The 21,063-nt window shown below is 62.8% G+C and carries 19 protein-coding genes and 4 pseudogenes; 8 read left to right on the top strand and 15 right to left on the bottom strand.

Annotation, left to right across the window (positions count from 1 at the left end):
• Positions 1–42 precede the first annotated feature (42 nt).
• Positions 43–1,851, top strand: a complete 1,809-nt coding sequence (locus KQH60_RS04165; RefSeq protein WP_237575315.1) for a glutamine--tRNA ligase/YqeY domain fusion protein — start codon at positions 43–45, stop codon at positions 1,849–1,851.
• An 82-nt stretch (positions 1,852–1,933) separates the two neighbouring features.
• Here the strand turns inward: KQH60_RS04165 and KQH60_RS04160 are convergent, their stop codons facing one another.
• Together KQH60_RS04160 and KQH60_RS04155 are read right to left on the bottom strand one after the other, a co-directional pair.
• Positions 1,934–2,821 (bottom strand): EamA family transporter, encoded by an 888-nt coding sequence (locus KQH60_RS04160; RefSeq protein WP_237575280.1) that lies wholly within the window; start codon positions 2,819–2,821, stop codon positions 1,934–1,936.
• A 249-nt stretch (positions 2,822–3,070) separates the two neighbouring features.
• A complete protein-coding gene (locus KQH60_RS04155; RefSeq protein WP_237575279.1) occupies positions 3,071–3,316 on the bottom strand; it encodes a hypothetical protein in 246 nt (81 codons plus the stop codon).
• 141 nt (positions 3,317–3,457) lie between these two features.
• Here KQH60_RS04155 and KQH60_RS04150 point away from each other — a divergent pair.
• Both KQH60_RS04150 and trxA read left to right on the top strand, forming a co-directional pair.
• Positions 3,458–3,809: pseudogene (locus KQH60_RS04150) on the top strand (pirin family protein); the annotation flags it as partial.
• A 62-nt stretch (positions 3,810–3,871) separates the two neighbouring features.
• A complete protein-coding gene (gene trxA, locus KQH60_RS04145) occupies positions 3,872–4,720 on the top strand; it encodes a thioredoxin (protein WP_237575278.1) in 849 nt (282 codons plus the stop codon).
• Here trxA and KQH60_RS04140 read toward each other — a convergent pair.
• Complete coding sequence (locus tag KQH60_RS04140; RefSeq protein WP_237575277.1) at positions 4,712–5,635, bottom strand: ThiF family adenylyltransferase; 924 nt, start codon at positions 5,633–5,635, stop codon at positions 4,712–4,714. The genes trxA and KQH60_RS04140 overlap by 9 nt on opposite strands.
• 161 nt (positions 5,636–5,796) lie before the next feature.
• Between KQH60_RS04140 and pdxH the strand changes: the two genes are divergently transcribed.
• The 3 genes from pdxH to KQH60_RS04125 all read left to right on the top strand — a co-directional run bounded on the left by pdxH (position 5,797) and on the right by KQH60_RS04125 (position 8,858).
• The gene (pdxH, locus tag KQH60_RS04135) at positions 5,797–6,435 is read left to right on the top strand and encodes a pyridoxamine 5'-phosphate oxidase (RefSeq protein WP_237575276.1); all 639 of its coding nucleotides are present in this window, start codon (positions 5,797–5,799) and stop codon (positions 6,433–6,435) included.
• A 132-nt stretch (positions 6,436–6,567) separates the two neighbouring features.
• The gene (locus KQH60_RS04130; protein ID WP_237575275.1) at positions 6,568–7,782 is read left to right on the top strand and encodes a cyclopropane-fatty-acyl-phospholipid synthase family protein; all 1,215 of its coding nucleotides are present in this window, start codon (positions 6,568–6,570) and stop codon (positions 7,780–7,782) included.
• Entirely contained in the window at positions 7,779–8,858 is a 1,080-nt protein-coding gene (locus KQH60_RS04125; protein WP_237575274.1) for a DUF72 domain-containing protein, read from the top strand. Before KQH60_RS04130 ends, KQH60_RS04125 begins: the two co-directional genes overlap by 4 nt.
• Before the next feature lie 84 nt (positions 8,859–8,942).
• Here the strand turns inward: KQH60_RS04125 and msrA are convergent, their stop codons facing one another.
• Positions 8,943–9,491, bottom strand: coding sequence for a peptide-methionine (S)-S-oxide reductase MsrA (gene msrA, locus KQH60_RS04120; RefSeq protein WP_237575273.1), 549 nt, complete (start codon positions 9,489–9,491; stop codon positions 8,943–8,945).
• Positions 9,492–9,762: 271 nt separating this feature from the next.
• On the opposite strand from msrA, the gene KQH60_RS04115 reads away from it, so the two are divergent.
• The gene (locus tag KQH60_RS04115) at positions 9,763–10,269 is read left to right on the top strand and encodes a flavin reductase family protein (RefSeq protein WP_237575314.1); all 507 of its coding nucleotides are present in this window, start codon (positions 9,763–9,765) and stop codon (positions 10,267–10,269) included.
• Between the two features lie 13 nt (positions 10,270–10,282).
• Here KQH60_RS04115 and KQH60_RS04110 read toward each other — a convergent pair whose 3' ends face one another.
• Positions 10,283–10,771 carry an Lrp/AsnC family transcriptional regulator gene (locus KQH60_RS04110; RefSeq protein ID WP_237575272.1) on the bottom strand — a complete coding sequence of 163 codons (489 nt, stop codon included), beginning with the start codon at positions 10,769–10,771 and terminating at the stop codon, positions 10,283–10,285.
• A 38-nt stretch (positions 10,772–10,809) separates the two neighbouring features.
• Between KQH60_RS04110 and KQH60_RS04105 the strand changes: the two are divergent.
• Positions 10,810–11,268, top strand: a pseudogene (locus KQH60_RS04105) (tryptophan 2,3-dioxygenase family protein); the annotation flags it as partial.
• 41 nt (positions 11,269–11,309) lie between these two features.
• On the opposite strand, the pseudogene KQH60_RS04100 reads toward KQH60_RS04105, so the two are convergent.
• The 10 genes and pseudogenes from KQH60_RS04100 to glmM all read right to left on the bottom strand — a co-directional run.
• Positions 11,310–11,552: pseudogene (locus tag KQH60_RS04100) on the bottom strand (IclR family transcriptional regulator C-terminal domain-containing protein); the annotation flags it as partial.
• Positions 11,553–11,653: 101 nt separating this feature from the next.
• Positions 11,654–12,685, bottom strand: a pseudogene (ppx, locus tag KQH60_RS04095) (exopolyphosphatase); the annotation flags it as partial.
• Between the two features lie 79 nt (positions 12,686–12,764).
• The gene (gene phoR, locus KQH60_RS04090; RefSeq protein WP_237575271.1) at positions 12,765–14,078 is read right to left on the bottom strand and encodes a phosphate regulon sensor histidine kinase PhoR; all 1,314 of its coding nucleotides are present in this window, start codon (positions 14,076–14,078) and stop codon (positions 12,765–12,767) included.
• 59 nt (positions 14,079–14,137) lie between these two features.
• Positions 14,138–14,839 carry a phosphate regulon transcriptional regulator PhoB gene (gene phoB / locus KQH60_RS04085; protein WP_237575270.1) on the bottom strand — a complete coding sequence of 234 codons (702 nt, stop codon included), beginning with the start codon at positions 14,837–14,839 and terminating at the stop codon, positions 14,138–14,140.
• 53 nt (positions 14,840–14,892) lie between these two features.
• A complete protein-coding gene (gene phoU, locus KQH60_RS04080; RefSeq protein WP_237575269.1) occupies positions 14,893–15,597 on the bottom strand; it encodes a phosphate signaling complex protein PhoU in 705 nt (234 codons plus the stop codon).
• A 30-nt stretch (positions 15,598–15,627) separates the two neighbouring features.
• Complete coding sequence (gene pstB, locus KQH60_RS04075) at positions 15,628–16,470, bottom strand: phosphate ABC transporter ATP-binding protein PstB (RefSeq protein ID WP_237575313.1); 843 nt, start codon at positions 16,468–16,470, stop codon at positions 15,628–15,630.
• Between the two features lie 23 nt (positions 16,471–16,493).
• Positions 16,494–17,399 carry a phosphate ABC transporter permease PstA gene (pstA, locus tag KQH60_RS04070; protein WP_237575268.1) on the bottom strand — a complete coding sequence of 302 codons (906 nt, stop codon included), beginning with the start codon at positions 17,397–17,399 and terminating at the stop codon, positions 16,494–16,496.
• Complete coding sequence (gene pstC / locus KQH60_RS04065) at positions 17,396–18,379, bottom strand: phosphate ABC transporter permease PstC (RefSeq protein ID WP_237575267.1); 984 nt, start codon at positions 18,377–18,379, stop codon at positions 17,396–17,398. Before pstC ends, pstA begins: the two co-directional genes overlap by 4 nt.
• Positions 18,380–18,498: 119 nt before the next feature.
• The gene (pstS, locus tag KQH60_RS04060) at positions 18,499–19,530 is read right to left on the bottom strand and encodes a phosphate ABC transporter substrate-binding protein PstS (protein ID WP_237575266.1); all 1,032 of its coding nucleotides are present in this window, start codon (positions 19,528–19,530) and stop codon (positions 18,499–18,501) included.
• 170 nt (positions 19,531–19,700) lie between these two features.
• Complete coding sequence (gene glmM / locus KQH60_RS04055) at positions 19,701–21,056, bottom strand: phosphoglucosamine mutase (protein ID WP_237575265.1); 1,356 nt, start codon at positions 21,054–21,056, stop codon at positions 19,701–19,703.
• Between the last annotated feature and the right edge of the window lie 7 nt (positions 21,057–21,063).

The raw sequence follows: 21,063 nt of genomic DNA, 5'->3' as shown, positions 1-21,063 counted from the left end.
CATCGTCCGGCCCGGGCACGGGCCGGCCCACCCTGCCCGCTCATGAATATCGAACGCAACGACGCAAGATCGGGTGCCCAGCCCGACCCCCACCCTGCCGCCCCTGCTGGCGCGCCGCCGGCCGGTGGCGGTTCGGGCGCGCCAACGCGCGCATCGACCGAACTGGCCGCCGCGTCGAACTTCATCCGCAACATCATTGACGACGACAACCGGTCCGGGAAGTGGAGTCAACGGGTCGAGACGCGCTTCCCGCCGGAGCCGAACGGCTACCTGCACATCGGTCATGCCAAAAGCATCTGCGTGAACTTCGGCATCGCGCGCGACTACGGTGGCGTTTGCCACCTGCGCTTTGATGATACGAACCCAGAAAAGGAAGATGTCGAGTATGTGAACTCGATCATCGACGCGGTCCGGTGGCTCGGCTTCGATTGGCAGAAGGACGGTCGTGAGCACCTGTACTTCGCCAGCGACTACTATGACAAGCTGTACGCATTCGCCGAGCTCCTGATCCAGCGTGGCAAGGCCTATGTGGACAGCCAGAGCGCGGAGCAGATGCGCGCCACGCGCGGCACACTGACCGAGCCGGGCACGCCGTCACCATATCGCGACCGCACGCCGGAGGAAAACCTGGCGCTGTTTCGACGGATGAAAGCGGGCGAATTCGCCGAAGGCGCGCATGTGTTGCGCGCCAAGATCGACATGGCGTCGCCGAACATCAACATGCGCGATCCGGTCATCTACCGGATTCGCTTCGCCCATCACTATCGCACCGGCGACGCATGGTGCGTGTATCCGATGTACGACTACACGCACTGCATCTGCGATGCGCTGGAGAACATCACGCATTCGCTGTGCACGCTCGAGTTCGAGGATCACCGACCGCTGTACGACTGGTTTCTCGCGGAGCTGGCCGATGCCGGCATCTTCACACGCCCACTGCCACAGCAAATCGAGTTCTCACGGCTCAACCTGACGTATGTGATCACGAGCAAACGCAAGTTGCTGCAACTGGTCGAGGGCAAGCACGTGGACGGCTGGGACGATCCGCGCATGCCGACGATTGTCGGGTTGCGCCGTCGAGGCTTCACGCCGGAGAGCATCCGGCTGATGTGCGAACGCACCGGGCTGACCAAGGTTAACTCGTGGATCGATTTCGGCCTGCTCGAGGCAGCGCTGCGCGAAGATCTGGACGAGAAAGCCCCCCGCGCAATCGCCGTACTCGATCCGCTCAAGCTTATCGTGGACAACTATCCGCAGGATAGCGAGGAAACATGCAGCGCGCCGGTGCATCCGCATCACCCAGAGCGCGGCACGCGGACTTTCCCGTTCTCGCGGGAGTTGTGGATCGAGCGTGAGGATTTCAACGAAAACCCACCAAAGGGCTATTTCCGACTGTTCCCGGGCAATCGCGTGCGGCTGCGCTACGGTTTCGTCGTTGAATGCACGGGCGCGGACAAGGATGAACACGGCAACATCGTCGCGGTGCATTGCAACTATTTCGCGGACAGCAAGTCGGGGACTGAGGGTTCGAACCATTACAAGGTTAAGGGCAACCTCCACTGGGTTAGCGCCGCACATGCGTACCGCGCCGAGGTGCGCCTGTACGACCGGCTGTTCAAGGAGCCGCAGCCGGATGCCGGCGGGCGCGATTTTCTGGAAGCGCTGAATTTGGATGCCAAGCGCGTGGTAACCGCCTACCTGGAGCCGAGCGCGCAACAGTTCCTGCCCGAGGACCGGGTTCAGTTTGAGCGGCACGGCTACTTCGTCGCGGACCGTGTCGATTCGGTGCCCGGCCAGCCGGTGTTCAACCGGATCGTCAGCCTGCGCGACAGTTGGGGAAAATCCACGTAACGGGTGACATGCGGCGAGCGCGCGTCGTTGCACAAGCCCGCGCCGGCCTGGCACAAGCCGCGCCGGCTTGACGTCGCCATGCTCAAGCTCGGCGTACGCGCGCCAGCCGATCGCTCAGCCAGCGGCCGAACACGTTCACCAGCAAGCCGCCCATCACCAGCACCGCACCGAGCCATTGCGGCAGGGTGAGCGCCTCGCCGAGCCACAGCGCCGCAGTGCTCAGCCCGACGATCGGCACCAACAGCGAAAACGGCGCGACCTGCGCGGCCGGATAGCGCGTCAACAAGCAACCCCACAAGCTGTAGCCGAGCAACGTGGCGACGAATGCCAGATAGGCTACCGCGAACACCGACGCAGCCGAGATCTGGCCGACCGACGACCAGATCTGCGCCGGCCCCTCGAACCAAAGGGACAGTGCGAGGAAGGGCAATGGGGGGATCAGGCTGGACCAGACCACCAGTCCCAACAAGTCGACCTTGCCAATTCTGCGCATCACGACATTGCCCAGCGCCCACATCGATGCTGCGAGCAGCGTGAGTACGAAGCCGGTAACCGTCATGGCATGACCGCCCTGTATGCCGATGATTGCCAACCCGATCGCCGCAATCGCCAGCGCGAGCAGGTTGTGCGCTCGCCAATGCTCACCGAGCAGCAGCGCAGCGAACACCAGTGTGAAGAACGCCTGCGATTGCAGCACCAACGACGCCAGTCCGGCAGGCATCCCGACATACATGGCCATGAACAGCAACGCTAACTGGCCAAATGCGATGGTCGCGCCATAAGCCAGGAAAAGCGGCCACGGCACAGTTGGCCTCCTGACGAAGAACACGGCGGGAAAAGCCGCAAGCAGGAAACGCAGCGCACCGAGCAGCATCGGCGGCACGCCGTGCAGCCCGACCTTGATGACGACAAAATTGACGCCCCATACCGCGATCACGACAAACGCGAGCAACAGGTCCTTTGGCGACATCGGGCACTCCTTGGCGCATTATTGCGGTGTGTGTGCCGCGCGGCGGCCTTGCCTGGGCCACGCGAATAGCTATCAGGATAACCCGCCTATCGAGCTTATGGAGCGGGCGACAGTATCGGCAGCACGCCGCACCAATCAAAAAAGCCTCGCCCGCCGATGCGGGAGAGGCTGTGCGAAACACCATGATGCCGCGCTCGCGGCGCGCGACGCATCGAACGCGACCGCCCCCCGCGGCCGCGCCCGGACCCGTTACTTCGAACCGGTACCGCTGCTGTCGGCGTTGCGCGCCGCCTTTTGTTGCTCGGCGCTCTTCGCCTTCGCACCGTGATGGTGGCGTGCATGGTGCTTTTTGGCCTTCACGCCGCTGGCGGCCGCCGGCGCGGACGCGGTTGCGGCAGGTGCGGACGCCGCCGCGGGCGTGGATGCCGCGCCTTGCGCGAATGCCGCGGAAGCGGCGAACAGACTGGCGGTCAATGCAATCAGCAGTTTGCTCATGTCGGACTCCTTTTCCGAACGCGCGAAACAGTCGCGCTTGGCTACACAAACGCGATGGCCAACGACACCGTTGACGGCGAAAAGTAAGCAGTTGTAACGCCCCGTGCAGCGCCGCGTACACGGCGACGTTACAATCGGTGCCTCGATGTGCGCCCTCACCCGCACATCGGGCTAGCCACCGTGACCTATTTGTTCGACGGCGCACTGCTACATCGCGACTCGCTCGGCTCGGTTCAGCGCATCGAGCCGAGCGATGTCAACTGGATGATCGCCGGCCGCGGTATCGTGCACTCGGAGCGCACGCCGCCGGACGAGCGAGCGGCGCTCGCGTGATGCTCGCCGATGGCGCGCCACTTGACGGCGAGCGCTTCATCCACTGGAATTTCGTTTCCAGCTCACGCGAGAAGATCGAGCGCGCGCGGCAGGCGTGGCGGCAGCAGACGATGAGCAAGGGCCCGGCAAGACCGAATGGGTTCCGCTGCCGGACCGTTGAATTACGCGGGCTCGACCTCATCTGTCAGTCGGACAGCCCATTTCTTTTTTGCGAGGAACATGATGGACACGACGCTTGAGACTTTCGAGCAGGACGTGATCGCCGCATCGAGAAACGTGCCGGTACTGGTTGACTTCTGGGCGCCCTGGTGCGGCCCGTGCAAGGTCCTCGGCCCGCTGTTGGAGAAAATCGAGCGCGAGTATGGTGGACGTTTCAAGCTCGCGAAAGTCAACTCGGACGAAAATCCGCAACTGTCACAGCATTTGGGCATTCGCAGCATTCCGCACGTGATCGCGTTCGTCGACGGCCGGCCAGTGGATCAGTTCGTCGGCGTGCTGCCGGAAGGGCAATTGCGCCGCTTCATCGACCAGTGGGTGCCCGACGCCGCCGAAACCGAGCGCCGCGCCGCGCACGCACTGCGTGCCCAGGGGCGCACCGACGAAGCGCTAGGCCGGTTGCGCACGGCACTGGCACTCGATCCGGGATTTGACGAGGCGCGCCTGGATCTGATCGAGTGGCTGCTCGACAATGATCGTTTCGATGACGCACGAGCCGAGGCCCAATTCCTGTCGCCGCGGACCACGCAGGGCATCGACGCGCGCTATAACGCGCTAAAGACCCGGCTGGACGCAGCCGCGGTGGCCAACGAGTTGCCCGATACGAGCGCGCTGGAAGCGCGCATTGCGAACGATCCGGGGGACCTGGAAGCACGCTTTGATCTTGCTAGCCAATGGATCGCCGCACGTCACTATGCCGGCGCGCTCGAACAGTTGCTGGAGATCGTCAAGCGCGACCGCTCGTTCCGTGACGACATCGGCCGCAAGACAATGCTGTCGGTATTCGATCTCGCGTCAGGGCAGCCGCACCTGGTCTCGGAGTGGCGCCGCAAGCTGAGCAGCGCGCTATTCTGAGCAGCCGCGCGCCGATTCCGGCTGGCGCGCGGCCAGCGCGCGCAGCACGTAGGCTGCCGCGGCAAAGCCGAAGCCGCCGGTCACGCACACGCTCGAGCCGAAGCCCGCGCAGTTGAGACCAATCGGCGCCGCGCCAGTGTCCGGCGCGGCGGCGTGCGTACCCTCCCCGCCGTCCAGATCGCATGCGGCCGCTTGCGGGTAGATCAACGGCTCATCGGAGTAGACCGCCGGGACGTTGAACTTGGCCTTCGGCCCGCGCGGGAATCCGTGGTATTTGCGCAACTGTGACCGCACTTTGGCTAGCAGTGGATCCTGAATGGTACGGGCCAGATCGTCAATGCGAATACGCGTCGGATCGAGTTGCCCGCCCGCGCCGCCCACTGTCACCAGCGGCACCGGGTGCCGGACGCACCATGCGATCAGCGCCGTCTTAATGCGTACGCTATCGATGGCATCGACGATGAAGTCGTACCCGGCGCCCAGCCGCGCGTCCAGGGTGCCGGTTTCGACAAAATCCTCGACCTGCGTGACAACGCACTGCGGATGGATCGCCGCGATCCGCTCGGCCATCGCACCGACCTTCGGCTTGCCATAGTTGCCATTCAACGCATGGATCTGGCGATTCGTGTTGCTTTCCGCGACGTGGTCCAGGTCGATCAGCGTCAAGCGCCCGATCGCACTACGCGCCAGCGCTTCGGCCACCCACGAGCCGACCCCGCCGATGCCCACGACTGCGACATGACAGCGCTCGAATGCCTGTAGCGCGGCCGCGCCATACAATCGTGCTACGCCGCCGAAACGGCGCGGATAGTCAGCTGTCTCGAATTCCTCGGTTTTCGGGGCAAGGTTGGCTGACGCCGCGCGCGCAGCGCACGGTTCGGATGACGCGTTGTGAATGGCATGCAAAGCGGACATGGTCTGACGCTGGAGAAGCAGAAAGAAGCCCCGCCGCGCGTCATGCGCGATGCGGTAGCCAAACCGCTATTGTGCCTTGCCTGCGGCTGCCGCGTCGCCCCATCGAGCGACTATCGTCGTCTTCCGATATACTCGACCCATAGTAAGTGATCGCATAAAAGATGAGCTCCCTCGCTGATCTACGTAAGAACTACGCGCTTGGCACCTTATCGGAGGCCGAGGTCCACGCCGATCCGATCAAGCAGTTTGAACGCTGGTTCGAACAGGCGCTCGACGCACAGCTTCCCGAACCGAATACGATGACACTGGCCACCGTCGACGAGCGTGGCCGGCCGGACGCTCGCATCGTGCTGATCAAGGAGGTCGATGCGCAAGGTTTCACATTCTTTACTAACTACCAGAGCCGCAAGGGTCGTGAACTGGCGCACAATCCGTACGCCACGCTGCTCTTCTATTGGATTGAGCTAGAGCGCCAGGTCCGCATCGAAGGCAAGGTGAGCAAGATCGCCGACGCCGAAAGCGACGCCTATTTCGCGTCCCGTCCAGTCGGCTCACGCATCGGTGCGTGGGCGTCGGAGCAAAGCGCGGTGCTGCACGATCGCGCGGAACTGCAAGCGCGTGAAGCGCACTTCGCGGCACAGTTCGGCAACAATCCGCCGCGGCCGCCGCACTGGGGCGGCTACCGGCTGGTGCCGGACGCGGTCGAGTTCTGGCAGGGGCGGCCATCGCGGCTGCACGATCGAATCCAGTACCTGCGCAATCAGGACAACACGTGGCAGATCGTGCGCCTGTCGCCGTGACCCTGCCCGCCAATGCCGGCGCCTTACGAGGCCAGGCCTCACGTGAGGGCGGCCGCGTTGCGGGCCAGGACGTTTGCATCACAGACGAACAACAGTTGCTTTGCTTGCGTTTCAACGAACAGGAGAATTCTTATGTTCTGGGAAAAAAAGCTTGCGCAATGGGTTTCGCAGGTGCGCGAAAAGACCAATCTGCCTGCACGTCTGGTCCTGTGGGACGGACAGCAACATGATTTCGGCACGTTTGCGGCGCCGCAGGTCACACTGAAGGTCAACACGGCGGCGGCGCTGCCGCTACTGCTAGACCCGAGCCTGGACCACCTCGGCGAGGCATACATCAAGGGCAAGATCGACATCGAGGGTAAACTGTCTGATGTGATCCGCATCGGCTACTCGCTGGCTCGTAGCACGGTCACCCATGCCAGCAAGCTGGCGCGCGTACGGCGCTATTTCATGCACACGAAAGCCTCGGACAAAAAGGCGATCCAGTACCACTACGATGTATCCAACGAGTTCTACAAGCTGTGGCTAGACAAAAACATGGTTTATTCGTGCGCCTATTTCGAAAATGGCGACGAGGACTTGGACGCCGCGCAACTGAAGAAAATCGACCACATCCTGACTAAGATCCATTTGCAACCTGGGCAGCGGTTGCTCGATATCGGCTGCGGCTGGGGGGCGCTCGTGCTGCGCGCGGCGCAGAAGTTCGGCGCACAGTGCATTGGCGTCACGTTGTCCGAAAATCAATTCGCGCTGGCCACGCAACGCGTCAAGGACGCGGGACTGCAGGACAGGATCGAGATCCGGCTGCAGGACTACCGCGACGTGTCGGGGCAATTCGACCGCGTCACTAGCGTCGGCATGTTTGAACACGTCGGTCGCAAGAACCTGCCGCTGTACTTCAGCAAGATCCGCGAGTTGCTCACCGACGATGGCATCGCTATGAACCATGGCATCACGTCGAGCGACTTTAACAGCGGCGAAACCGCGCTGGGCGGCGGCGAGTTCATCGACAAGTATGTTTTCCCCGACGGCGAACTGCCCCATATCAGCCTGGCGCTGGAAGCGATGCAGCGCGGTGGGCTGGAGGCCATTGACGTCGAGAGTTTGCGTCGACACTACGCACGCACGCTCGAGTTGTGGACCGAAAATTTCGAGCAATGCGCGGCCGAAGCGAGAACGCTCGTCGATGACGAGAAATTCCGCATTTGGCGTGTGTACCTGGCCGGGTGCGCATATGCATTCGACAACGATGACGTGTCGATCTACCAGGTGGTCTGCCGCAAGGCCGGACGACCCGCGGGCACGCTGCCCTGGTCGCGCCGCTACATGTATGCTAACCCGCTGTGACCGAGCAAACGCCACCGAACGACGGTCAATTTCATCTGTTCGGCACGCCCCCGCCGGCGGAGCCGGCTGATACCGGCAAGCCCGCAACCGCCGCGTCGGCGCGCCACGGCTCGCGCGGGGAGATCCTGCCGGCGCGCATCGACGAGCGTTGCCGACGACTGGGCGCCGCGTTGCCGCCCAACGTGCGCCTCGGCACATCGTCATGGTCATACCCGGGATGGAACGGCCTCGTCTATGGCGACGAATATAGCGACAGCCGTCTGTCGCGCAATGGGTTGGCTGCCTACAGCGCGCATCCGCTGCTGCGCAGCGTCAGCATCGACCGGACCTTCTATGCGCCACTGACCGTCGGCGACTATGCACGTTACGCGTCGCAAGTGTCCGACGCGTTCCGCTTCACTGTCAAGGCAACGTCGAGTATCACCGATGCGACGGTGCGCGGCGAGCGCGGCATGCCGGGCGAAGCCAATCCATGCTTTCTCGATAGCGGGCTGGCACGGCGCGAGTTCATTGAGCCTTGTCTGCAAGGGCTCGGCCACAAGGCCGGCGCACTGGTGTTCCAGTTCCCGCCGCTGCCCGACAGATGGATTGCCGATCCAGCCGCGTTCGTCCAGCGCCTGCAGCCGTTTCTGGAGGCGCTACCGCCGCTGCCCGACGGGGTCGTGTACGCGGTGGAGATCCGCGACGCGATCCTGCTGACGCCCCGGTTGATGAAGGCCCTGCGGACCGCACGCGTGCGCTACTGCATCGGCATCCACGCACGGATGCCGTCCGTGCAGCGCCAGGCTGCCGCGCTGGCGCTGCTCGACGGCGACACGCCCGGCCCATTGGTCGTGCGCTGGAATCTTCATGCGGGATTGAAGCACCAACAGGCACAAGCGCGGTACGCTCCCTTTGACACGATGCTCGATGAGGACCACGACACGCGCGAGGCGCTCGCCGCGCTGGCGGCACGCCACGCACGCGTAGGCCAGTCCGTGCTGATCACGGTCAGCAACAACGCCGAGGGATGCGCCCCGCTCTCGTGCATCGCGCTGGCCGACGCAATCGTTGCCTATCTAGCTTCGCCCGGATAGTCTCGCCACCGTGCGCAGTGCCGCGCAGCGGGCTGGGCTGGGCGCCCTGTCCCGGCGTGCCAGTGCGAGCATGGGCCTGCGTTGCTATGCGCGCCGCGACTTGAGCCGGTGCGCAAAACGCTGCCGGAACTTGGCCACCTTCGGCGCGATCACGAACGAGCAATAGCCTTGTGCCGGGTGGTTTGCGAAATAGTTCTGGTGATAGGCTTCGGCTGGCCAATAGTTCCCCGCCAGCGGCTCAATCCGCGTGACGATTGGCGCGTCATCAAGCCGGCACTGTGCAAGCTCGTCGCGCATCGCCGTCGCAATGCGTGCCTGTTCGTCCGAATGCGTGAAGATCACTGACCGGTACTGGGTGCCGATGTCGTTACCTTGCCGATTCAGTTGCGTCGGATCGTGCGTGGCAAAGAAAATCTCCAGGATGTCGCGATAAACGATCACCGCCGGATCGAACGTCAGATTGACGACCTCCGCATGCCCCGTCGCGCCGCTGCACACCGCTTCATACGCTGGAGCGTCGACATGGCCACCCGCGTAGCCTGACTCAACGGCCGTGACACCTTCGACATCCAGGAACACCGCTTCGAGGCACCAGAAGCATCCTCCACCCAGCGTTGCCACTTCACTCATCATTACCCTTTATTAATCAATCAGCCCCCTGTCGGGTCAGACATCCCCCGTCAAGTTAGGCATTTGCCATCGAATCATGCCTTCCGTCAATGTGCGGCATGCCCGCCAAGCCTTGCCGCACGCCCGTCCCGTCGTCGTGCAGTACCGCCCCACGGACGCCTCCGGCGGCCCGATCAGCCGACCCGCGCCCGATCCGCTACAATCCCAGCTTCACCTCATTCAACGCTTCACTATTCTCACGTGTGCGTCCCTGGCGCGCCGCCTGCACTCACCCATGAAGTCCGCCGCCCAACCTAACTTCGATACTGCTGCGTTCCGGCTCGCACTGGGCGAATTCGCCACCGGCGTGACCATCATCACGACACGTGCCGAATCGGGACAATTGATCGGCATCACCGCCAGTTCGTTCAATTCCGTTTCGCTGGCGCCACCCCTCGTGCTGTGGAGCCTGGCGAAACGAGCAAGCTCGATGACCGTATTCGAAGCCAATACACATTATGTCGTCAATGTGCTCGCCGCGTCGCAGCTCGCGCTGTGCCGCCGCTTCGCGACGCTGAAAGGCGACCGGTTTGCCGGCGTAGCGCACGCGGCCGGTGACACCGGCATGCCCATCCTGGACGGCGCCCTGGCGTGGTTCGAGTGCCACAATCGCAGCCGCTACGACGAGGGCGATCATGTGATCTTCGTCGGCGAGGTCGAGCGCTGCGGCGTCACCGGTGATGCGCGCGAACCGCTGGTGTTCCATCGCGGCGGCTTTCATACCGTCGATCCGCTCGGCTGAATCCGCACGGGTTTCAACGCGCGTGAGGCAGCAGTTCGACCGGGACGCCAGCGCCATCCTTCAACGTCTGCAACACGATGTTCGAACGAATATCCATGACGCCCGGGGCCTTGTACAACCGACTCAGAATGAAATCCGAAAAGTGCTTTAGGTTGTGCGACAGCACGCGCAGCATGTAGTGGCTTTCCCCGGTCACGACAAATGCGCCGACCACTTCAGGCCAATCGCGCAATGCGACGGCAAACTTTTCGTGCCAGTTCGGCTCGTCATTGCGCATCGACACCTGCACAAAAGCCTCCAGTTCAAAACCCAGCTTCTCGCGCGACAACGACGCACGATAACGCTCGATCACGCCCTGCTCTTCGAGCAACCGCATCCGCCTAAGACAAGCGGACGGCGACAGCGCGATCTGCTCCGCCAATTCGAGATTGCTGATGCGGCCCTCTTCCTGCAGTAATGCTAGGATTCGGCAATCAGTCGCATCGAGTGAAATGGCCTGCATACAATTCTCCTCTTCTCCTTCACTAAAGAATTTTATGCCGCGAACTCGCATTCCTGCTGGGTCATAAGAACCGGCAGAGGCTCAAGCCGCCTGCACAACGGCCGGATATGGATGCTCAGTTGCAAGCCGCGCTCGAGGCGCCGTCGCTGTACGACAAGGTGATCCGGATGCTGTCACGGCGTGGCTTTGCGATCGCCCCGGCGCGGCTGCAGCGCGACTGGGCGTTGTGCCCCCCGAGTACGACGCCCGTGTCGAGGTGGCATGGCTGGAGATCTACCGCAACCCGTCTGAGCACTGGGCGTGCTATGAAATGGTGGAGGAACGGGTTGACCTCGAGGATGCCTTCCGGCAGGGGCGTTTCCGACACGTGACCACGGTGGAAACGCATCATCGGTTTCAAACAGGGTACCGGGGGCACGGCCGGCTTACCGTATCTGCGAAAGTTGCTCGATGTCGTGATGTGCCCGGAATTGGGGCGGGTGCGTACGCTGCTGTAAGACGTGCAGGGTGCGCTGGCGGTGGCCGCCGCTCGACGACGTCAACGCCCGCCCAAGCGCGCGGCGAGCGCGCGCAGCCGGGGCGCGACGTCGTCGATGAAGGTCTGCGGCCCCATCGACAACGCAGGCCCGCTGCAGCTCAGTACAAGCCAGCGGTCCTGCCGCGGATCGCGAAACGGCACGGCCACCGCGTTGACGTCGTCGTGCCAATCGCGGAACGAATAGCAGCAGCCCTGCTCACGCAGCGTTGTGACGCTCGTATCGACCGCCGCAAGCGCCTCAGCCAAAGGCATGCGGACCGGCTCGACACCGCGCGGATCGCCCGCGTGCAGCGCCGCGACGATCTTGCCGACCACCGTCTGGCCCGAGATCACGTCGAACCGGTTGCCAGCGCGGCGATGCGCTCGGCTTGCGCGCGATCAACGCCATAACGCCGCGAGAAGCCTTCCACCGTCACCGCACGCATGTCCTGGTGCTGTGAGCGGCCCAGCAGGTCGTACAGCACACCGAGCCGCAATGCGCCATCGGTCGTGTCCACGTAGTCGATGCCCAGTTCCTCGAACACCGCCAACATGATCGACAGGCCACCGGCTAGCACCGGCACACGGTCAGCCTTGAGCGCGGCCAGCTTGAGCCGGTTCACATTTTCCGCCTTGATCAGCGCGCGCTTCAGGCGCTCCAGTCCACCACGCGTGATGCCGTGCGTCACGCCGGCATCGTTGAACTGATTGGCCTCAATCAGTTCCGCAATCGCCCGCGCGGTGCCGGACGAGCCGACCGCTTGGTCCCAACCGGCCCGCTTGTACAGGCTGGAGATAACCTGGATCTCGCGCTTGGCGGCCAGTTCCGCCTGGCGCATCGTGTAGTCGTCGACGTTGCCGTTCGGGAAGAACCGCCCACTGTGCGTCACGCAACCGATGTACAGGCTCTCCAACATCAGCGGGTCGTATTCCTCGCCGATGATGAACTCGGTCGAACCGCCACCAATATCAAACACGAGCCGCTTGCCGTGGCTTGCCGGCATCGAATGCGCAGCGCCCGCATAAATGAGGCGGGCTTCCTCGCGCCCGGCGATGACCTCGATCGGAAAGCCCAGCGCGCGCTCGGCCTCGCCAAGGAACTCGCCAGCGTTCTTCGCGACCCGCAGCGTGTTGGTGGCCACCGCCCGCACGTGGTCCGGATGGAAATCGCGCAGCCGCTCGCCGAAGCGCTTGAGTGCGTCCCAGCCGCGTAACTGCGACGGCCGGTCGAGAAACTTATCATGCGTGAGGCCGGCAGCGAGCCGAACGGGCTCGCGCAACGCGTCTACGGGGTCAATCTGCGTACCGGCGGACGTTTCCTCCACGCGTGCAACGATGAGCCGGAAACTGTTCGAGCCCAGGTCAACAGCAGCGAGCAGGTGCGGGGTCTTGTGCATGGGTCAGTGGCGGGCCGGATTGTCGATCCGTACCAGCGCTTCAATACGGCTTGCGCAGCCCCCTTCGCGCCGGCGTAGGTCAAAGCGCCGCACCGCGCCCGTGCATCACCCGCGACGGTGGAAAACTGACCGAGAACGTGCTGCCCTTGCCCTCCTCACTGGCAATGTGTAACGAGGCATCGTGGCGTTGCAGCACATGCTTGACAATCGCCAGCCCGAGCCCGGTGCCGCCGGTGTCACGCGAGCGGCTGCGGTCGATGCGATAGAAGCGCTCGGTCAGCCGCGGGATATGCTCGGCCGGAATGCCCAGCCCCGTGTCGGCGACACTCAACACGGCACCGTCAGACTTGGCGCGCCATGTCACCTGGATTGACCCACCATCCGGGGTATAGCGGATCGCATTGCTGACTAGGTTGCCGAGCGCACTGAGGATTTCGCTTTCCGCTCCCACCAAGTTAAGCTCGTCGTCAGCTTCGAATCGGATAGCGTGCCGTCCGCCTGACAATCCCGACGCTTCGTTACGCAGATGCTGCAGCACCGTGCGCATGTCGATTGGCTGTTCGGCCGGCGGCTTAGCGTCGCCCTCCAGGTTGGCGAGCACCAACAAGTCGTTGACAATCGTCTGCATCCTTGCCGCCTGCTGCGCCATGATATCCAGGTATCGTCGCCGGTCCAATTCCGCAACCGGCAGTTCACGCATCGTCTCGAGAAAGCCGGACAGCACGGTCAACGGCGTCTTCAGCTCATGTGACACGTTGGCAACGAAGTCGCGCCGCATCGCATCGATGCGCTCCATCTCGGTAATATCCTGGGTGAGGATCAACTTGCGGTTGTCGCCATACGGAAAAACCTGCACCGACAGAATATGCTGTCGGCTTGCGCCCATGCCCCGCATCGTCAGTGCCTCGTCGTACTGATGGCCGTTCAGGTAATGCACGAAATTGGGCTGGCGCACCAGGTGGGTGACGTGCTGGCGTAAATCGCGTTTCACGTCGAGCCCGAAGTGCTGTTCACCGATGGCATTGCACCACTCGATCCGGTTGTGATCGTCGAGCATCATCACGCCGTTGGGCGAGGCCTGGATGCCTTGAATGAACCGCGTATGCTGCTGCTCCACCTGCCGCACCTGCGCGTGCCACCGCTTGGCAAGCCGATGCAACCGGTAGTAGATCTCGCCCCACAACCCGGGCGCGCTCGGCACTTCCCCGTAAACCGGCGCATCGAGCAGCCGCCACAGGCGCTGCGTATGGTAGGTGTTGAAAAGCGACTGCGCGAGCAGCGCGAGCAACGCGAACGACAGCGCCGCGTCCACATTGACCGCAAAGGCGATGGCCGTGGTGACACAGCCCAGCAAGACCAGCGACACGAGCGCGCGCGCCCAAATGATATTCATGTCGGAGCGGAAAGTGCCGCGAAAAATCGACGAAGGTGCGGGCGCCGACGGCGCCAGCGTCAGGCTGTCTTGGCCAGCCGGTAGCCGCTGCCGCGCACTGTTTCAATCATAGCATCGCAGCCGGCCGGCTTGAGCGCGGCACGCAGCCGCTTGATGTGCACGTCCACCGTGCGCTCTTCGACGAACACATGGTCGCCCCATACCTGGTCGAGCAGTTGCGTGCGGCTATGCACGCGCTCTGGATGCGTCATGAAGAAATGCAGCAGGCGGAATTCGGTCGGCCCAAGGTCGAGCTGAGTTTCCTTACCGTTGCTGTTCGCCGCAACGCGATGCGTCGCCGGGTCCAGTCGCAGGCCGTTGATCGACACGATATCCTCGGTGAGCTGCGGCGCGCGGCGTCGCAGCACCGCCTTGATACGCGCCATCAACTCCTTGGGCGAAAACGGCTTGGTGATGTAGTCATCGGCGCCGATTTCCAATCCAAGCACCTTATCCTGCTCCTCGCCCCGCGCGGTCAGCATGATGATCGGAATGTGCTGGGTGCGCTCGTTGTGACGCAACTCGCGTGCGAATGCGACGCCCGACTTGCCGGGCAACATCCAATCGAGCAACACCAGGTCCGGCAGGACATCACTGATCAGGTTCTGCGCCTGCTCGGCACTGTACGCGCGAATCGGGCAGTGCCCCGCGTGCTGTAGGTTCACCGCAATCAACTCGGAAATCGCGGGTTCGTCCTCAATCACGAGAATGCTGCTGGGCATCGGCACCTCTTTCGCCTCTCTAAAATCGTACAGTTAAACGAAGCCGCGCAGTCCTACGACAACGCCTCACGCTCAAGCTGGTCGCGCGGCACGTGCCGCACGTCCTTGCCCTTGACGATGTAGATGATGAACTCAGCGATGTTCTTCGCGTGGTCACCGATGCGCTCAACCGCCTTCGCGATGAACAGCAGATCCAGCCCGACCGAGATCGTGCGCGCATCTTCCATCATGTATGTCACGAGCTTGCGCACAAACGCCCGGAATTCCTCGTCGATCGCCTTGTCGTCGCGCACGATCTGCGCAGCAGCGACCGTGTCCAGCCGGGCAAACGCGTCCAGCGCGCGGCGCAAGATCGACGTCGCCATGTCACCGGCCAGCCGGATTTCCGCGATGCTCACCGTGCGTACGTTGCCCTCCTCCATAATTCGCTTCACGCGCTTGGCAATCTTCTCGGCCTCATCACCGGCGCGCTCCAAGTTCGTGATCGTCTTCGAGATGGCCATCAGCAGCCGCAGGTCGCGCGCCGCAGGCTGGCGCCGCGCGATGATATGACTGCACGCTTCGTCGATTTCGACTTCCATTGAGTTGAGCCGTGCCTCGTCGTGGATCACTTGGTCGGCCACCTCGGCGTCAAAATGGTTCAACGCCTGCATCGCTTTGATGATCTGCGACTCCACCAGCCCCCCCATCTCAAGGACCCTGGACGAAACCTGGTTCAGGTCCGTGTCGAACTGGCTGGACAAATGTTTGTCGGACATGATGTTCTTCCGTCTTGGCAATCGGCTCGATCAACCGAAGCGACCCGTAATGTAGTCTTCTGTTTCCTTGCGCACCGGCTTGATGAAAATCTTCTCGGTATCCCCAAACTCGATGAGTTGGCCCAGGTACATATAGGCAGTGTAGTCCGAGCAGCGCGCCGCCTGCTGCATGTTGTGCGTGACGATGACCACCGTATAGTCGTCCTTCAGTTCGGCGATCAATTCCTCGATACGGCCAGTTGAGATCGGATCGAGCGCCGAGCACGGCTCGTCCAGCAACAGCACTTCGGGACGAATCGCAATGCCGCGCGCGATACACAGCCGCTGCTGCTGGCCGCCGGACAACCCATAGCCGCTTTGCTGCAGCTTGTCCTTCACTTCGGTCCACAACGCGGCCTGGGTTAGCGCCCATTCGACGCGGTCATCCATTTCCGAGCGCGACAAATGCTCGAACATTCGTACGCCAAACGCGATGTTGTCGTAGATCGACATCGGAAACGGCGTCGGTTTTTGGAACACCATGCCGACCCGCGCGCGCAGCAACGAGATGTCGCGAGTGGTCGCGAGCAGGTTCTCGCCGTCCATCAGGATCTCGCCCTCGGCACGTTGCTCTGGATACAGCGCGAACATCTTGTTAAACGTGCGCAGCAGCGTGGATTTGCCGCAACCGGATGGTCCAATGAATGCGGTGACCTGCTTCTCGGGAATGCTCAGATTGATGTGCTTCAACGCATGGTATTGACCATAGAAGAAGTTCAGGTTCTTCACCTCGATCTTCGGCTGCGCCAGCACGCGGGCGCCGCTTTTGGCCGGATCAAGTGGAATTGGCGCGCTAGCGCCGGTACGCGAAGGGTCGAGGTGGCACTCAGCCATGTTCATGGATAGTCTTCCGTCGCTTACTTCGAAAACAACGCACGGGCCAAAATGTTCAGGCCCAGCACGCCCAGCGTAATCAGAAACACGCCTGCCCACGCGAGCACTTGCCACTGCGGGAACGGACTCATCGCAAACTTGAAAATCGTATAGGGCAGGTTCGCGATCGGCTGATTTAGGTCCAGGCTGAAGAACTGATTCGACAGCGCGGTAAACAGCAGGGGGGCGGTTTCGCCGGCGATACGCGCAACCGCCAGCAGCACGCCCGTCGTGATGCCCGCCACCGAAGCCTTCAACGTGATCGATATCACCATTTTCCACTTCGGCGTGCCGAGTGCAAATGCCGCCTCACGCAGCGCATTGGGCACTAGCTTAAGCATGTTCTCCGTGGTGCGGATCACAATCGGGATCTGCAACAGCGCAAGCGCCACCACACCAGCCCAACCACTGAAGTGCCCCATGCGGGCGACCACCAGCGCGTAGACGAACAGGCCGACGACAATGGACGGCGCGGACAACAGGATGTCGTTGATGAAACGCGTCGTGCTAGCTAGCAGATTGGATTGACCGTACTCGGCCAGATAGACGCCAGCCAGAATGCCGATCGGCGTGCCAAACAGCGTGGCCAACGTCACCAGCGCAAGGCTGCCGACGATCGCGTTGGCCAGCCCGCCGCCGTCCGTGTTCGGTGGCGGCGTCGATTCGGTGAACAGCGTCAGCGACAGTCCATCGACACCCAGGCGCAGCGTCGTGAACAAGATCCACACTAACCACAACAGGCCGAAGGCCATGGCCAACAATGACAGGGTCAACGCAATCGCGTTGGTGCGACGGCGACGCGCCTGCAACCGGATACGCGTCGCATCATGGGGGTTCGCGCTACCCGGCGACACAAGATTCGACGCGCAAGAATAGACGGGACTGCTCATCGTGCGCCCTGCCCTTTTTCCAAACGCCACAGCATCACTTTAGACAAGGCGAGCACGATAAAGGTAATCACGAACAGGATCAGGCCCAGTTCCATCAGCGCTGCCGTATGCAGCCCAGGCTGGGCCTCGGCGAATTCGTTGGCCAACGCCGACGTGATACTGTTGCCTGGAGCGAACAACGAAGCACCGGACAACAAGTTGGTGTTGCCGATCACGAACGTGACGGCCATGGTCTCACCGAGCGCGCGACCCAAGCCGAGCATGATGCCGCCGATCACACCGGTCTTCGTGAACGGCAGCACGATTTTCCACATGACTTCCCACGTCGTGCAGCCCATGCCGTACGCGGACTCCTTCAACAGAACCGGCGTCACTGCGAACACGTCACGCATGACCGCGGAGATATACGGGATCGTCATGATCGCGAGGATGACGCCGGCGGCCAGGATGCCGATGCCCACCGGCGGGCCGTCCACCAGCACGCCGACCAGCGGCATCGAGCCGAGCACGGTTTGCAGCGGCTTCTGGAACCCGCTCGCAAAGATCGGCGCGAACACCAACAGGCCCCACATGCCGTAGACGATGGACGGAATCGCGGCCAGCAACTCGATCGCGATGCCCAACGGGCGCCGCAGCCAGGCAGGTGAGAGTTCGGTCAAGAACAGCGCAATGCCGAAGCTCACCGGTACCGCGATGATCAGGGCGATCAGCGATGTGGCAATCGTGCCGTAGATCGGCACCAGTGCGCCGAATTGATCGGAAGGTGGGTCCCAGTCGGAGCGCCACAAGAACGAAAAGCTGAACTTTTGGAGGGTCGGCAGAGACGAGATGATCAGCGAGACAATGATCCCGCCAAGCATCAGCAAGGTCACGATCGCGGCCAGCCGCGCCAGAGCGCCAAAAACGATGTCGCCTGTGCGGCTCGGCGCTTTCATCGCACTGTTGCGACCCGAGCTGGATGCAGTCTGAATGTCGGCCATGATGCCTCTTCACAGGCCACGCGGCGCAACGCTCGCGCGCGTGACCGGTTGTCGTCAGAGCACCACGCGCCGGCGCGGCACGAAACGGTGGCGCCCGCCGCACCGGCACGGGATGCCGGTTACTCGGCGAGCGCCTTGCCCGCGCCGTCCTTCACCTTCGACTTCCACTGCGTGCGAATTTCACTGACAACCGATTCCGGCAGTGAGATGTAGTCCAGTTCGTTCGCGGCTTGCGTGCCGTTCTTGAATGCCCAGTCGAAGAACTTGAGCGCCTCCTTGCCTTGCTCGGGCTTATCCTGCGCGGTGTGCAGCAACACGAACGTCGCGCCGACCACCGGCCAGGCTTGCTTGCCCGGCTGGTTCGTCAGTATCTGGTAGAACGACTTCTTCCAGTCCGCGCCGACTGCCGCAGCCTTGAACGTCTCGGTCTTCGGTTCGACGACCGTGCCGGCCTGGTTCTTCAGCGCGGTGTAGGTCATATGGTTCTGCTTCGCATACGCCCATTCGACGTAGCCGATCGAGCCCGGCAAGCGCTGTACGAACGCGGCCACACCGTCATTGCCCTTGCCGCCGGTGCCCACCGGCCAGTTCACCGTCGTGCCTTCGCCAACCTTCGACTTCCATTCGGCGTTCACCTTCGACAGATAGTTCGTCCAGATGAAGCTCGTGCCCGACCCGTCGGCGCGACGCACGACGGCGACATCGGTATCCGGCAGGTTCACCTTCGGATTAAGCGCGACGATCGCCGGGTTGTTCCACTTCTTGATCTTTCCCAAATAGATATCGCCTAGCACCTCGCCGGACAGCACCAGTTCGCCGGCCTTGATGCCCGGCACGTTGATCACCGGCACCACGCCACCGACCACGGTCGGGAATTGAAACAGGCCGTCCTTGGCGAGATCCTTGTCCTTCAGCGGCGCGTCCGAGCCGGCGAAGGCGACCGTCTTTGCAATGATCTGCTTGATGCCGCCGGACGATCCGATACCCTGGTAGTTGACCTTGCCGCCGCCCGACTTCTGATAGGCATCGGCCCACTTCGTATAAATCGGCGCCGCGAACGTGCTGCCTGCACCCGTGATATCGGCAGCCTGCACGGACCAGGCCAACAGGGCGCCGACAACGCCGGCGATCGCGGTGTGCATCAGTTTCATGAGACCTCCAACGGTGAGCAGACTTGACACACCGCAAAGCTTAGGCTGGATACGTGACAGTCATGTGACAATCGATGAAAAAATGGTGACAGTCACATGATTGATCGTAAGGCGTGCGCGGCGTCACATCCGGTCCAGCCTTGAGGTCTTTTACCGCCCCGGCACCAGAATCACCCCGCGGTCGCCGCGCGCGCGACTTCGGCAATCGCTTGCGCGTGGCCGCTTGCATCGTCTGCCCGCTGCGCCTCGACCATCACGCGCAGCACCGGTTCAGTGCCGGACGCGCGGATCAGCACCCGGCCGCACTGGCCCAATGCGCGCTCGGCCTGCGCGACGGCCTCACGGATCGCGGGGCTGCGTTGCCAATCGGCACCCGGCGTCATCCGCACATTGACCAGTGTCTGCGGAAACAACGTCAGCTTGCCGAGCAGTTGAGCCAATGTCTGACCGCTGCGTTTGATCGCGGCGAGCACGAGCAGCGCCGATACGATGCCGTCGCCAGTCGTATGGCGGTCCAGCGACAGGATATGGCCAGAGCCTTCGGCGCCGAGTTGCCAACCTCGTTCACGCAGCTGCTCCAGGATATAGCGATCGCCTACCGCAGCGCGCACGAATTCGACGCCAAGCTGCTGTAGCGCGACCTCCACCGCTAAGTTCGTCATGAGCGTGCCGACCGCGCCCGGCACCGATCCGTGGGTGGCGATGCGATCCTTCACGAGCACGTACAGCAGCTCGTCGCCGTTATACAGGCGGCCGCACGCGTCAACGACCTGCAGCCGGTCTGCGTCGCCGTCCAGTGCGACGCCTAAATCGGCATGATGAGCGCGCACGGCCGCCACGAGCGCATCAGGCGCGGTCGCCCCCACACCGTCATTGATATTGAAGCCGTTCGGAGCAACACCGATTGACATGACCTCGGCTCCCAGCTCATGGAACACGTGCGGCGCGACCTGATAGGCTGCGCCGTTCGCACAATCGACGACGAGCTTCAGTCCACGCAGATCGAATGTGGCCGGAAACGTGCTCTTGCAGAACTCGATATACCGCCCTGCCGCGTCATCCAGGCGCCGAGCCTTGCCGAGGTGCTCGGACGGCGCACACGTCATCGGTTGCTCGAGTTGGTCCTCGATCGCATGCTCAACATCGTCGGGCAGCTTATTGCCGTCGCCCGAGAAGAATTTGATACCGTTGTCATAGTAAGGGTTGTGCGACGCGCTGATCACGACGCCGGCAGCCAGGCGCAGCGCGCGCGTCAAATAGGCGATGCCTGGCGTAGGCATCGGGCCGGCTAGCATCACATCGATGCCAGCCGCCGAGAATCCCGCTTCCAACGCCGCCTCGAGCATATAGCCGGAAACCCGCGTGTCCTTGCCGATCAATACGGTCGGCCGCCCGCTGCCCGGCGTGCCCACGCCGGCCAACACGTTGCCGGCCGCATAGCCGAGTCGCAGCACGAAATCCGGGGTAATCGGCGGCTCGCCCACCTTGCCACGGATACCATCCGTGCCGAAATAACGACGACTCATGTTGAAC

The organism is Mycetohabitans sp. B8, from assembly GCF_021991875.1.
In the GTDB taxonomy this organism is placed as follows: Bacteria; Pseudomonadota; Gammaproteobacteria; order Burkholderiales; family Burkholderiaceae; genus Mycetohabitans.
This window is presented reverse-complemented; position numbering and strand designations above follow the sequence as displayed.